Annotated in this window: 10 protein-coding genes; 4 read left to right on the forward strand and 6 right to left on the reverse strand. The window is 59.6% G+C overall.

From position 1 onward, the window contains the following. The first annotated feature begins 19 nt into the window (after window positions 1–19). From V8J88_RS20455 to V8J88_RS20470, 4 genes are all read left to right on the forward strand, one after another. Entirely contained in the window at window positions 20–3,376 is a 3,357-nt protein-coding gene (locus V8J88_RS20455; protein ID WP_338846107.1) for an amidohydrolase family protein, read from the forward strand. Next, window positions 3,354–4,331, forward strand: coding sequence for an isoaspartyl peptidase/L-asparaginase (locus V8J88_RS20460; protein ID WP_338846108.1), 978 nt, complete (start codon window positions 3,354–3,356; stop codon window positions 4,329–4,331). The genes V8J88_RS20455 and V8J88_RS20460 overlap by 23 nt, the downstream gene beginning before the upstream one ends. A gap of 823 nt (window positions 4,332–5,154) precedes the next feature. Beyond that, window positions 5,155–6,018 carry an SPFH domain-containing protein gene (locus V8J88_RS20465; RefSeq protein WP_338846109.1) on the forward strand — a complete coding sequence of 288 codons (864 nt, stop codon included), beginning with the start codon at window positions 5,155–5,157 and terminating at the stop codon, window positions 6,016–6,018. Window positions 6,019–6,036: 18 nt separating this feature from the next. Further along, the gene (locus tag V8J88_RS20470; protein WP_338846110.1) at window positions 6,037–6,219 is read left to right on the forward strand and encodes a hypothetical protein; all 183 of its coding nucleotides are present in this window, start codon (window positions 6,037–6,039) and stop codon (window positions 6,217–6,219) included. A 366-nt stretch (window positions 6,220–6,585) separates the two neighbouring features. Here the strand turns inward: V8J88_RS20470 and V8J88_RS20475 are convergent, their stop codons facing one another. The 6 genes from V8J88_RS20475 to V8J88_RS20500 all read right to left on the reverse strand — a co-directional run bounded on the left by V8J88_RS20475 (window position 6,586) and on the right by V8J88_RS20500 (window position 13,982). Continuing rightward, entirely contained in the window at window positions 6,586–7,782 is a 1,197-nt protein-coding gene (locus tag V8J88_RS20475) for an acetyl-CoA C-acyltransferase (protein ID WP_338846111.1), read from the reverse strand. 62 nt (window positions 7,783–7,844) lie between these two features. Next, a complete protein-coding gene (locus V8J88_RS20480) occupies window positions 7,845–8,345 on the reverse strand; it encodes a YiiD C-terminal domain-containing protein (protein WP_338846112.1) in 501 nt (166 codons plus the stop codon). A gap of 8 nt (window positions 8,346–8,353) precedes the next feature. Further along, the gene (locus V8J88_RS20485) at window positions 8,354–10,738 is read right to left on the reverse strand and encodes a 3-hydroxyacyl-CoA dehydrogenase/enoyl-CoA hydratase family protein (RefSeq protein ID WP_338846113.1); all 2,385 of its coding nucleotides are present in this window, start codon (window positions 10,736–10,738) and stop codon (window positions 8,354–8,356) included. Between the two features lie 118 nt (window positions 10,739–10,856). After that, entirely contained in the window at window positions 10,857–12,647 is a 1,791-nt protein-coding gene (locus V8J88_RS20490; protein ID WP_338846114.1) for an acyl-CoA dehydrogenase C-terminal domain-containing protein, read from the reverse strand. Window positions 12,648–12,715: 68 nt separating this feature from the next. Then, complete coding sequence (locus tag V8J88_RS20495; protein ID WP_338846115.1) at window positions 12,716–13,309, reverse strand: TetR/AcrR family transcriptional regulator; 594 nt, start codon at window positions 13,307–13,309, stop codon at window positions 12,716–12,718. 268 nt (window positions 13,310–13,577) lie between these two features. Continuing rightward, a complete protein-coding gene (locus V8J88_RS20500) occupies window positions 13,578–13,982 on the reverse strand; it encodes an RNA-binding S4 domain-containing protein (protein WP_338846116.1) in 405 nt (134 codons plus the stop codon). Window positions 13,983–14,039 lie beyond the last annotated feature (57 nt).

Raw genomic sequence — 14,039 nt, forward strand, 5'->3', positions numbered from 1 at the left:
TTACCACTTTGGAGACTGCATGTTTGCTCACCACCCCCGCCAGTTGGCGCTGCGCCCATTGGCGTTTGCCGCCGCACTTTTGCTGGCCGCGCCCGCCCTGGCGAAAGAAGAGAAAAACGCCTGGGATGTGAATCATCCGCCAGGCGCCAAACAAAGCGTGCAATTGGATGTGCGCAGCGGCACCTGGATGAGCGTCGATGTCAGCCCGGATGGCAAAGAAGTGCTGTTTGATTTGCTGGGCGATCTGTATGTCTTGCCGCTTGAGGGCGGCGCAGCGCGCGCGTTGACGCGCGGCATGGCCTGGGATATGCAAGCGCGTTTTGCGCCGGACGGCAAACATATTCTGTATATGTCTGACGCCGGCGGCGGCGATAATCTGTGGCTGATGCAGCGCGATGGCAGTGGCGCGCGGCCCTTGACCAAGGAAGATTACCGCCTGCTGAACAATCCGGTCTGGCACCCGCAGGGCGAATATGTGGCGGCGCGCAAGCATATGGTGGGCAGCCGCTCCGCCGGTTCGGGCGAAATCTGGCTGTATCACAAAGACGGCGGCCAGGGCGTGCAATTGACCGATAAACCGAATTGGCAAAAAGACTCGGGCGAGCCGGCTTTTTCACCGGACGGGCGCTATCTGTATTACTCCCAGGATGTGACTCCGGGCAGCACCTTTGAATACAATAAAAACAGCCACCGCCAGATTTATCAAATCCTGCGCCGCGATTTGCAAGAGGGTAAAACGATTCCGTTTGTGCGCGGGCCGGGCGGCGCGGTGCGTCCCACCCCTTCACCGGATGGCCGCTATCTGGCCTTTGTGCGCCGCGTGCTGGGACAGTCCACCTTGTTTCTGAAAGATTTGCAAAGCGGCGCGGAAATTCCGGTATGGAATCAGTTGGAGCGCGATTTGCAGGAATCCTGGGCCATGCACGGGGTGTATCCCTCGTTTGCCTGGCTGCCCGGCAGCCGCGAACTGGTGATCTGGGCGCGCGGCAAGCTGTGGCGGGTGGCGCCGTTTGACGCCAGCGGCGCACCGCAGCAGGCCGCCGCCAAAGAAATTCCCTTCCATATCAAAGATACGCGCGAGATCCGTCCCGCGCTGCGGTTTGCGCAGCAAGCCGCGCCGGAGCAATTTGCGGTGCGTGAATTGCGCTGGCCGCGCGTGGCGCCGCAAGGCGATCAGGTGGCGTATGCGGCTTTGGGCAAAATCTGGCTGCGCAAGCTGCCGGACGGCAAGCCGCAGCGCATGAGCAGCCAGGAACAACATATGGAAATGTTCCCGGTGTTTTCGCCGGATGGCAAGCAGCTTGCTTACACCACTTGGCATGACAGCGAATTTGGCAGCGTGCGGGTGCGCGATCTGGCCAGCGGCAAGGAAGTGGTGTTGAGCAAAGAACCGGGCAAATATCTGTCCCCGGCCTTTTCCAGCGATGGCCGGCAATTGGCCTGGGTCAAGAGCAGCGCAGCGTATCTGACTTCGCCCTGGCATGGTTTGAACCCCGGGGTGTACGCCGCCGCAGTGCATGGCGCCGAGGCGCCGCATTTGCTGACGGAGCACGGCAGCGCGCCGCAATCCGCCGGCGCTCACTGGTATGTCACGCGTAACCGGGCGCTGGATGAAGTCAGTTTTGAAACCACGCTGGTGCGTCTGGCGCAGGGCGGCAATCCGGAAAGCATCGTCGCCAAGAGCGATGCCGCGAGCGAAATTGTGTTCAGCCCGAATGGACGCGAACTGGCGTTTATTGATCACCGCCATGCCTATATCATGCCGGCCCCGCTGACCGGCAAAACGCTGGATGTGAGCCGGCAGGCCGGTTTGCCGCAACAAAAATTGGATGTCAACGCGGCCAACGGGGTGCATTTTTCCGGCGATGGGCAGCGCCTGTATTTCACGCTGGGCGCGGAATTGCACAGCCGCGATTTACAGAGTTTGCGCCAGCAGCGCAGCGAGCAGGCGCGCAAGGCCGGCCTGGCGGCAGTGAAAAAAGACAATAAGGCGACGGACAAGGCGGCGGCGCAAGGCTGGCAGCCGCCGGAACAGGGTTTGCCGATCGGCTTTATGCATGCCAGCGACAAGCCGCGCGGCCTGCTGGTGCTGGATGGGGCCAAGATCATCACCATGCAAGGCGATCAGGTGATTACGCGCGGCCGCATTGTGTTGCAGGACAATCGCATTCTGGCGCTGGGCGAGCAGGATAAGGTGGCGCTGCCGGCCAAGGCGCAGGTGGTTGATGTCAGCGGCAAAACCATTATTCCCGGCTTAGTCGATGTGCACTGGCATGGCGCGATGGCGGATGATGAGATTACGCCGCAGCAAAGCTGGATCAACCACGCTTCGCTGGCGTTTGGCGTGACCACCTTGCATGATCCGTCAAATGATACGGAAGCGATTTTCACGCAAGCAGAATTACAGCGCGCCGGCTTGATCACGGCCCCGCGCATTTTTTCGACCGGCACGATTTTATATGGCCCGCGCATTCCCTTCGGTTCGCCGGTGGAAAGCCTGGAGGATGCGCTGACTCACGTAAAACGCATGAAAGCGCATGGCGCCTTCAGCGTGAAAAGCTATAACCAGCCGCGCCGCGATCAGCGGCAACAGATTGTGGAGGCGGCGCGCCAGCAAAACATGATGGTGGTGCCGGAGGGCGGCGCGCTGTTTCAGCACAATATGACCATGATCATCGACGGCCACACCGGAATTGAGCATGCGCTGCCGCTGGAAAATGTGTATGAGGATGTGCTTCAGCTGTGGGGACAAAGCAAAGTCGGCTATACGCCAACCTTGGGGGTCGGCTATGGCGGCCTGGACGGTGAGCACTACTGGTATGCGCACAGCGAGGTATGGAAGCATCCGCTGCTGACCCGTCATGTCCCGGCTGGCATTCTGCAGGCGCGCGCAGTGCGGCGCGAGCTGGCCCCGGAGCAGGATTACAATGTGTTCAAGATTGCGCGCGGCGCGCAGCAATTGAGTGCGCATGGGGTGAAAGTGAATCTGGGCGCACACGGCCAGCGCGAAGGTTTGGCCGCGCATTGGGAAATGTGGACGCTGGTCAAGGGCGGCATGACGCCGCATCAGGCTTTGCGCAGCGCGACCTTGAACGGCGCGCATTATCTGGGGCTGGATAAAGATCTGGGTTCGCTGGAAGTCGGCAAGCTGGCGGATCTGGTAGTGCTGGACGCTGACCCGCTGAAGAATATCCGCGATTCGGATAAAGTGCATATGGTGATGCTGAACGGGCGCTTGTATGATGCGGCTGGCATGCATCAAATCGCGCCGCAGCAAGTCAAGCGCGCGCCATATTATTTTGAACGCAACGCCGGCGCCGGCATGCAATTGGATGTGGGAGGAGAAATCGGCCATGGACATGGACATGGGCACTGAAGCAGCCTGGCCGGCAGGCCGCTTTTGCCTCGCGCTGCACGGCGGGGCCGGCACGATCGTCTGTCCCGAAGTGGAACAAGCGGCCTGGCATGCCGCGCTGCAAAGCGCACTGGAGGCGGGCCGCGCCGTGCTGGCGGCGGATGGTTCGGCGCAAGCTGCGGTGGTGGCCACGGTGCAGGCGCTGGAGGATTGTCCCCTGTTCAACGCCGGGCGCGGTGCGGTATATGACGAGAGCGGCAGTTTCAGTCTGGACGCTTGCGTGATGGAAGGCGCGCACAAACGCGCCGGCGCGATTGCCGGGGCGCCGGATGTGGCCAACCCGGTGCTGTTGGCGCAGGCGGTGCTGGAGGAAGGGTTTAGCGTCTTATTGGGCGGGGCCGGGGCGCAGGCGTTTGCGCGCGCCCAGGGTTTCGCCGCCATGCCGGCGGAATATTTCGCCACCGCACAGCGTTATGCGCAATGGCAGGCAGTGCGCGGCGGACAGGCGGCGAGTGAATTGGATCATGATGCGGCGGCGCGTCTGGCCCAGCCCTTGCGGGAAGACGGCAAGCTGGGCACGGTGGGCGCGGTGGCGCGCGACCGCGCCGGCAATCTGGCCGCCGCCACTTCGACCGGCGGCATGACCAATAAACGCCTGGGCCGCATCGGCGATTCCCCGCTGGTCGGGGCTGGCTGCTATGCCGAAAACGGCGTGGCGGCGATTTCCTGCACCGGCACCGGCGAACATTTCATCCGCAGCGTGCTGGCGCACCAAGTGGCCTGCCGCATGCGTTTCGGCGGCCAGGATCTGAGCAGCGCCTGCGCCGCCGCCCTGGCCGAAATGCAAGCCCTGGGCGGCCAGGGCGGCCTGATCGCCATCGACGCCGCCGGCCGCATCAGCCTGCCTTTCACCACACGCGGCATGTATCGCGCCTGGCTGCGCGAGGGAGAGATGGGGGGGACGGGGATTTTTTGAAATAGGCAGCAGTTCCAGCTGCCTGAAACACAACCATGTGCTTCGACAGGCTCAGCACGAACGGCAAAAGAAAAGTACTTGTTCCAGCTCTGCCATGGGGATTACTCCTTGCCTTGGGTTGTAAGCCGGGTTTTACCAGCTTGTATTCTCGCACCGGATGGCGGCGAGTTAAAGCGGCATTGCGCCATTCTATTTGCAGCAAACCAGACAGATGCAAATTGACGCGTGAAGTTTCCCGCTGGATGGCGCCCCCCTGGCTTCCTTCATGCACAAAACCGATGATTGCCTCATCGCTCAAGCGGTGAATGGCAAAATGGCGTTGGTCTTCTGATAGATGCATCCAGCGTTCCAGGCGCCGATCGTTTGCCTACTAGGGCATGGTGGAGAGCTTGGCAGACGCTTGATGGCTGCATCGCTATACCAGGCATGTATCTGAGATAAATTTTCTGCGGTATGCAGCGCCAGAGGAATATCTATGCCTTTTGCTATACGGGGGCCGAAATTCATATCTGAAAACTCCCGGAGCAGTGATTAAACAGAGTGCGAATGCTGTGCAACAGGATTTCACTTGCGCTGCCGATTGTCCAGAGTTTTCAATCGCATCAGCGCCATTGGTTTTAGCAGTACGGCGTCAGCTCAGCCGACTCTCATCGCATGAGGATTGATTCCAGATCTTCTCCACCACCATAAACGCCCCATAAAAAAACCTCCACTCCAAGCAAAAAACATTGACGCTTACCTTTCCCGCATAAGATGATATCCGTGTGATATCACATTGCGCCCCTCTGCGGCATTCAATGCACTCTCTGTCTATGGAGTTCTTATGTACACCACCAAAGAAAAAATCGTCACCGGCATGGATGGCTATCTGGCTATCGTCTGTGGCTTGGGATTTGGCGCGCTGGCCTTGGTCGGCGCGGCCAATGAATATTTTTCCGCCATGTTGATCGGCGCGCCGCTGGCCCTGCTGTTTCTGAGCGGTTTATGCACGCTGGAGCCGAATCAGGCGGCGGTGCTGACGCTGTTTGGCGCCTATCATGGCACGCTGCGCACGCCTGGCTTGCGCTGGGTGTTTCCGCTGTATCACAAAACCCGCGTCTCGCTGCGCGCCAACAGCTTGAATATGGAAAAGCTGAAGGTCAATGATAAGCGCGGCAATCCGGTTGAGATCGCCGCTGCGGTGGTGTGGAAAATTGAAGATTCTGCGCGTGCGGTGTTTGATGTCGAAGATTATCAAGCCTTTGTGCGGGTGCAGGCGGAAGCGGCGCTGCGCCATGTGGTCACGGAATTCAATTATGACCATGGCGAAGATGAAAATGAGCATGAAATGACGCTGATGAATGGCGGCGAGGAATTTTTACGCAAATTGGCCGAAGCGGTGCAGGTGCGCACCGCCGCTGCCGGCATCTGTGTCCCGGAAGCGCGTTTGACGCATCTGGCGTATGCGCCGGAAATCGCCGGCGTGATGTTGCGCCGCCAGCAGGCGGAGGCGGTGATTGCGGCGCGCAAGAAAATCGTCAGCGGCGCGGTGGGTATGGTTGAGCTGGCGCTGAAACAATTGTCGGAAAAACAGGTGGTGCAGTTGGACGATGAGCGCAAGGCGGCGATGGTGTCGAATCTGCTGGTGGTGCTGTGCGCCGACCGCGAGGCGGAACCGGTGATCAATACCGGCACGCTGTATAACTGAGTCGCCTGAGGAGCTGTGATGGCAGGCGCGCGCAAACAGTTTTTGCTGCGTTTGGATCCGCAGCTATGGGCCGAGCTGGAAAGCCTGGCGGCGCAGGAAATGCGCAGTGTGAATGGACAGATTGAATATCTGTTGCGCCAAGCGCTGCGCAAACAGCGCGCGTCTGCTGCGGCAGAAGAAGCGGATAAAGGGACGGAATAAAGTCCTGGCGCGTTGCTTCAGTATTTCAGCCTGCTTGACGGGCGCATGCCAGCTGCTTGGGCGGACATGGGCGCAAAAAAACCCGCAGCAGCTTGCGTCTGTGCGGGTTTTTTTACTGCATTGCGGCGGATGCCGCAAAGCTGCTTTATACGCGCTCGAAAATACCAGCCGCGCCCATGCCGGCGCCGACGCACATGGTCACCATGCCGTACTTCAGCTTGTTACGCTGCAGCGTGGGCGCCACGGTTGCGGCGCACGCTGGCGCACGCCAGCTGCTTGGGCGGACATGGGCGCAAAAAAAACCCGCAGCAGCTTGCGCCATTGCGGGGTTTTTTACTGCATTGCGGCGGATGCCGCAATGCTGCTTTACACGCGCTCGAAAATACCAGCCGCGCCCATGCCGGTGCCGACGCACATGGTCACCATGCCGTACTTCAGCTTGTTACGCTGCAGCGCGTGCACCACGGTTGCGGCGCGGATTGCGCCGGTGGCGCCCAAGGGGTGGCCCAGGGCAATCGCGCCGCCCATCGGGTTCACCTTGGAAGTGTCCAAGCCCAGGTCTTGAATCACCGCCAGCGCTTGCGCGGCGAACGCTTCGTTCAGTTCAAACCAATCGATTTGATCTTGCGTGATGCCGGCGGCGGCGCAAGCGGCGGGAATCGCCACTTTCGGGCCGATGCCCATGATTTCCGGCGGCACGCCGCGCACGGCAAACGAAGAGAAGCGCGCCAGCGGGGTCAGGTTGTGCTCTTTCAAAATCTTTTCCGAAACCACCAGCAATGCGCCGGCGCCGTCAGACATTTGCGAGCTGGTGCCGGCGGTGACGCTGCCCTTGGCGGCGAACACGGTTTTCAGCTTGGCCAGGCCTTCCGGGCTGGTGTCGGCGCGCGGGCCTTCGTCCAGGCTGATCACGCGGCGCTTTTCCACGATCTCGCCGCTTTCCAGATTCGGCGCGCGGTCGATCACTTCATACGGCGTGATTTCATCGGCGAAGTGGCCGGCCTGCTGTGCGGCCAGGGCGCGGCGGTGCGATTCCACGGCGAAAGCGTCTTGCGCTTCACGCGAAATCTTCCACTGGTTGGCCACTTTTTCAGCGGTCAGACCCATGCCATACGCCATGCCGATGTTTTCATCTTGCAGCACGCGCATATTGATGGACGGGTGGTGGCCGGTCATCGGAATCATCGACATCGATTCGACGCCGGCGGCGATCATCACATCGGCTTGACCGACGCGGATACGGTCTGCCGCCATCGCCACGGCGGTGATGCCGGAAGCGCAAAAACGGTTGACGGTGACGCCGCCCACGGTGTTCGGCAGGCCGGCCAACAGCAGCGCCATACGCGCCACGTTATTGCCTTGCTCACCTTCCGGGAAGGAGCAGCCGACAATCACGTCTTCGATCAGTTTCGGGTCCAGATTCGGCGCTTGTGCGACGACCGATTTCAGCGCGTGCGCCAGCAAATCGTCCGGACGGGTGTTGCGGAAGGCGCCGCGCGGCGCTTTGCCGATCGGCAAACGGGTGGCGGCGACGATGTATGCATCTTGAAGTTGTTTGCTCATGATTTTCTCGATCTCGTTAAATTCTGCGGTCGCGGGGCTGTCCCTGCGGCGGTTCAATCCTGTTATGCCTTCGGCTCTTTAAAACTCAAATGCCAATCGACTTGCATCTGGCACACCTGCACTCCGGCGCTGTCGAAAATATCGACTTGCACCGGAAACGCGAGCTTGCGCTCGGCGTGCAATTGCGCTTTGAGTGCGGCCAGATCGCCTTCGACCTTGGCGCGCGCCAGCGTGCCGCCCTGCGCCACTTTCTGGTAGCGGATGGTGGCTTGCTTGGCCAGCGGACGCAATTGCATGATCAGCTCGGCAAAGCCGCCCGCCATCGCCGCCCCCGAGGCGGTTTCCGCCAGGGTGAACAGGGCGCCGGCGTGCTGGGTGCCGATGTGGTTATGCAATTTGGCGTCGTCCGGCATGCTGGTTTCGGCAGTGCCGGGGCCAATCGCATCGATGCGGATGCCCAGCAACTGCGCGAACGGCAGCGAACTCATCATATGTTGCGCAATTTGCTGGTACACGATGCTTGGCCTCACAAATAACAGGATTTTGAACAGCAGGGACTTCATCGCGCTGATCAGTTACGCACCGGCTTGCCGGTTTGCAACATGCCCATGATGCGTTCCTGGGTCTTGGGTTCGTTCAGCAGGGCGATGAAAGCCTTGCGTTCGCGATCCAGAATCCATTGCTCATCGACGATGCTGCCGGCGTCAATGTCGCCGCCTGAGACGATTTCCGCAATCATGCCGCCCAGTTTGTAGTCGTAAGCGGAGATGAAGCCGCCGTCGCGCATATTCACCAGGGAAGCCATGATGGTGCCCAGGGTGTAACGGCCGCCGACCGGGAACTTGGCGCGGTGCGGGGCACGGTAGCCACCGTCAAACATGGCGCGCGCTTCGTTTTTGGCCACATACAGCAATTCATACGGGTTGAACACGATCACGTCTTGCGGCGTCAGATAACCCATCTTGCGCGCTTCCAAGGCAGACTTCGAGACGTTCGCGGTGGCGGCGTTCATGAAGTTGTCTTTCAGGAATTGCAGCAAATCATTGCCTTGCGCGTTGTTGGCGGCGCGCAGCGCGGCTTCTTTCAAACCGCCGCCCGCCGGGATCAGGCCCACGCCCACTTCCACCAGACCGATATACGATTCCAACAGCGCGACGCGGCGGCTGGCGTGCAACAACATTTCGCAACCGCCGCCCAGGGCGATGCCGCCCACCGCTGCAATCACCGGCACGTTGGAATATTTCAAATCCATGAAGGTGTTTTGCAAATCGGCGATCATCGGCTCCAGCGCCTTGGCCCCGCCGGCCATGAATTTCGGCAGTGCGGATTGCAGATCGGCGCCGGCGGAGAACGGCCCGCCTTCGGTCACGTCGGTATTCCAAATCACCAGACCCTTGAAGTTCTTTTGCGCTTCGGCCAGGGCCAGTTTGAAGCCGTTGATCACGCCTTCGCCAATCACATGCATCTTGGTCTTCAGGGAGATGATCAGCACGTCATCGTTTTGATGCCATACGCGCACCGATTCATCTTCATGCACGGTGACGCCGGCTTCGGTAGCCGGGGTTTGCGCGCTGCCAAACAGCGGCGCACGGAAAGCTTGACGCGCATATACCGGCAAATCGGAACGCGGCACTTGGCTGTTGGTGGCGGCGGAGTAGCTGCCGTCGGCATTGTGCACGCCGTCGCGCTCAAACACCCAGGCCGGCAGCGGCGCATTGCACAGTGCTTTGCCGGCTTCAATGTCTTCTTTCACCCATTCCGCCACTTGGCGCCAGCCGGCGGCTTGCCAGGTTTCAAACGGGCCGACGTTCCAGCCAAAGCCCCAACGCATGGCGAAGTCGATTTCGCGCGCGCTGTCGGCGATGTCAGCCAGATGGATCGCGATGTAGTGGAAGGCGTCGCGGAAAATCGCCCACAGGAATTGTGCTTGCGGGTTGCTCGATTCACGCATGGCTTTCATGCGCTTAACCGGATCTTTTTCCTTCAGGATGCGAACCACGATGTCAGCCGCTTTGGCGCCGCCCGCCACATATTCACCGCTGGCGAAGTCCAGGCGCAGGATGTCTTTGCCGACTTTTTTGTAGAAACCGGCACCGCTCTTTTGGCCCAGTGCGCCGGCTTCGATCAGCTTGGACAGCACAGCCGGGGTTTTGTAAGCCGCCGCGAACGGGTCGTTCGGCAGCGTGTCTTGCATGGTCTTGATCACATGGCCCATGGTGTCCAGGCCAACCACGTCGGCGGTGCGGAAGGTGCCGGACTTGGCGCGGCCCAGCTTGGCGCCGGTCAGATCGTCCACCACATCGCAGGACAGACCGAATTTTTCCGCTTCGTAGATGGTGGCCAGCATGCCGAACACGCCAACGCGGTTGGCGATGAAGTTCGGCGTGTCTTTGGCCCGCACCACGCCCTTGCCCAGGGTGGTGGTGAGGAACACTTCGAGCTGGTCCAGAATCGCCGGATTGGTGTCGGTGGTGGGGATCAATTCCACCAGATGCATATAGCGCGGCGGGTTGAAGAAGTGCACGCCGCAGAAGCGTTGTTTGAGCGTGGCGTCAAAGCCTTCGGCCAGTTTATTGATCGACAGGCCGGAAGTGTTGGAAGCAAAAATCGCGCCTTCAGCGATGAAGGGCGCGACTTTTTTGTACAGATCATGTTTCCAGTCCATGCGCTCGGCAATTGCTTCGATCACCAGATCGCAGCCGCGCAGCAGTTCCAGATTGTCTTCGTAGTTGGCGACTTCGATATATTGCGCGTCGTCTTTATTGCCCAGAGGCGCCGGGCTGAGTTTCTTCAGATTTTCAATAGCGCGCAATACGATGCCATTCTTCGGACCTTCCTTGGCAGGCAAGTCGAACAATACCACCGGCACTTTGGCGTTGACACAGTGTGCGGCGATTTGTGCGCCCATCACCCCTGCGCCCAGCACCGCAACTTTTTTAACGATGAAATTAGTCATGGAAACCCTTTGTAAGGTTGAACTGCTCCGCCAGACGGCGGAAAACTTGGGCGCGCCAGCCTGGCGCGCCCGCTTACCTGAGCAACGGCGCGGTTAAACGCTGCGCCGCATTGTGCGCTTAAAACAAATCGGCGTCGAGCGCCATCAAAGTCGATGCGCCTGCGCGCGCCTGACGGATCAGGCCGGCGGTTTCCGGCAACAGACGCGCAAAGTAGAAGCGCGCGGTGGCCAGCTTGGCTTTGTAGAAATCGTCGCCCGAATCCAATTTTTCCAGCGAGATTTTGGCCATTTGCGCAAAGAAATAGGCGTACACCAGATGGCCCACAATGCGCAGATACGGTACCGAAGCGGCCCCCACTTCGTCTTGATTCTGGAAGGCTTTCATGCCGATTTCCATGGTCAGCTTGGTGACTTTTTCACCCAGATCGGCGAGCGGGCCGATGAATTCGCTCATGTTTTCATCGAGGCCGTTTTCCTCCACAAAGTTTTGGATCAGTGCCCCGAATTTGCGCATTTTCGCGCCATTGTCGAGCAGGATCTTGCGCCCCAGCAGGTCCAGCGCCTGGATCCCGTTGGTGCCTTCGTAAATCATATTGATGCGGCAGTCGCGCAGATATTGCTCCATGCCCCATTCGCTGATGAAGCCATGGCCGCCGAACACTTGCAGACAGTCAGATGCGGCGATCCAGCAGTTATCGGTAATGAAGGCCTTGATCACCGGGGTCAGCAGGGCCACGATGTCCGCCGCGTCTTTACGCACTTCTTCGTCCGGGTGGTTTAATTCGCGGTCGATCATCAAACCGATGTAAGACGAGAATGCGCGCGCGCCTTCGGCATAAGCCTTGGCGGTCAACAGCATGCGGCGCACATCCGGGTGCACGATGATCGGGTCAGCCGCTTTGTCCGGGGCTTTGACGCCGGACAGGCTGCGCATTTGCAGGCGGTCTTTGGCGTAAGCCAGCGCGTTTTGATACGCCACCTCAGTCACGCCGACCGATTGCATGCCGACGCCCAAACGGGCCGCGTTCATGAACACGAACATGGCGTTCAAACCCTTGTGCGGTTCGCCGATCAGCCAGCCGGTCGCGCCGTCCAGATTCATCTGGCAGGTGGAATTGGCGTGGATGCCCATTTTTTCTTCAATCGCGCCGCAGAAAATCGGATTGCGCGCGCCCAGGCTGCCGTCTTTATTCGGGATGAATTTCGGCACCAGGAACAGCGAGATGCCTTTCGAGCCTTCCGGCGCATCCGGCAGACGCGCTAACACCAGATGCACAATGTTTTCCGCCATATCGTGTTCGCCGGCGGAAATGAAAATCTTGGAGCCGGTGATGGCGTAGCTGCCATCGGCTTGCGGAATCGCCTTGCTGCGCAGCAGGCCCAGATCGGTGCCGCAGTGCGCTTCGGTCAGGCACATGGTGCCAGTCCACTCGCCCGAGACCAGCTTGGGCAGGAACATCGCTTTGAGTTCCGGCGTGCCGTGTGCGTGCAAGCACTCGTAAGCGCCATGGCCCAGGCCGGGATACATAGACCAGGCCTGATTGGCGGAATTGATCATTTCATAGAAGGTGTTATTCAACACCAGCGGCAAGCCCTGACCGCCAAAATCCGGGTCGCAGGACAGCGCCGGCCAGCCGCCTTCGACAAACTGCTTGTACGCTTCTTTGAAACCCTTGGGCGTGGTCACGGTGCGGGTTTCTTTATCGTAATGGCAGCCTTCGCGGTCGCCGCTGTGATTGAGCGGGAACAGCACTTCCGAGCTGAATTTGCCGCCCTCTTCCAATACCTGATTAATGGTATCGGCATCCAGATCAGCGTGAGCCGGCATTTGCTTCAATTCATCTTCCACACGCAACAGCTCGTGCAGCACGAATTGCATATCACGCAAGGGAGCGACATATTGACCCATGGTTTTCTCCTGACATTACGATTGGGGTTACTTGTTTATCTGATTTCATTCGCACAGCTGGCAAAGCTTCATGCCGGCTGCTGGTAACTCATTAACAGGCGTTCAAACCCTGCCTGCGCTCTCGGCACACTGCCCGGCATGCGCAAAAACCGCGCATCGTGGTGCAGCGCCAGGATCAAACCGTACATTTCAAACACCAGTTGCTGCGGATCGGTGTCCGCTTTCAAATGGCCGCATGCAATCGTTTGATCCACACAGCGCAGCAAGGCGGCCTGCCAGGTGCGCACCATATCGGCCAGTTCCTCGCGGATCGGGCCGGGCCGGTCGTCATATTCAACCGCGCCGCTGATATAGATGCAGCCGGAGGCGATTTCCATCGACACCCGCTTCACCCAACGCGCAAACATCGCTTTCAAACGCGGCAGTCCGCGCGCTTCGGCAATGCTGGGCAAAAACACTTCACGCTCAAAATTGCGGTGATAGAGCTTTAACACTTCGCTCTGCAAATCTTCGCGCGAGCCGAAATGGGCAAACACGCCGGATTTACTCATCCCCATTTTGTCCGCGAGCGAACCGATGGTCAGGCCTTCCAAACCATCGCGGCTGGCCAATTCCAGCGCGGCTTCCAGAATCGCTACCCTGGTTTGTTCACCCTTGCGCATAAGTCTTTGTCATCCTCACTGTGCGAATTCCTGCACTTGCAGCTATATGCTTATAACTTCAAATGCGAACGTTCGTACTATTATTCAGCCCCCCTTAAAAGTCAAACGGGTTTCCTAGAGTTGGCAATCTATTGGTGCGTCGCAGCATGCGGCGCTTTGGCGGCTTGTGTGGCAAGGGCGGGGAAGGCGTCCCGGCGGCGTGCGCCGGGGCTCGTTGTGGGGCGACAACAGGGACAGGAAAAGGCGGTTTTTCAGAGGGGAGCAGGCTTTATTCAAACATGCCTTTTTGATAAAAGGCGCGCGACAGATCGCGCCTGTCCTGTTTGGTGGGACGGCCCTTGCGTTGCGCGGCGGGTTCGGGGGCGAATTTCTTTTGCTCTGCGACATGCGCCCTTTGCTGGATGGAATCCGATGTTTCTTCATACAGCAGGCGCGCCACCGGGGCCGGCCCGCGCACATCCGACAGCGCCAGCACCTTGACTTCCCAGCAGGTCGCGCCATTGTCGATCTGTAACACATCACCGACATGCACCGCGCGCGCCACTTTCACGCGCTCGCCGCCGATTCTGGCGCGCCCGTTTTCAATCGCGGTCGCGGCCAGGCTGCGGGTTTTGAAAAAACGCGCGGCCCACAGCCATTTGTCGAGGCGGACGGGGGAGGAGTCTTGGGACATGGGGGGATTCCTGATGCTTGCAGATACACAGAATTTTACCCCGATCTGCGGATAAAA

The sequence above is a fragment of the Massilia sp. W12 genome (assembly GCF_037300705.1).
Classification (GTDB): domain Bacteria; phylum Pseudomonadota; class Gammaproteobacteria; order Burkholderiales; family Burkholderiaceae_D; genus JACPVY01.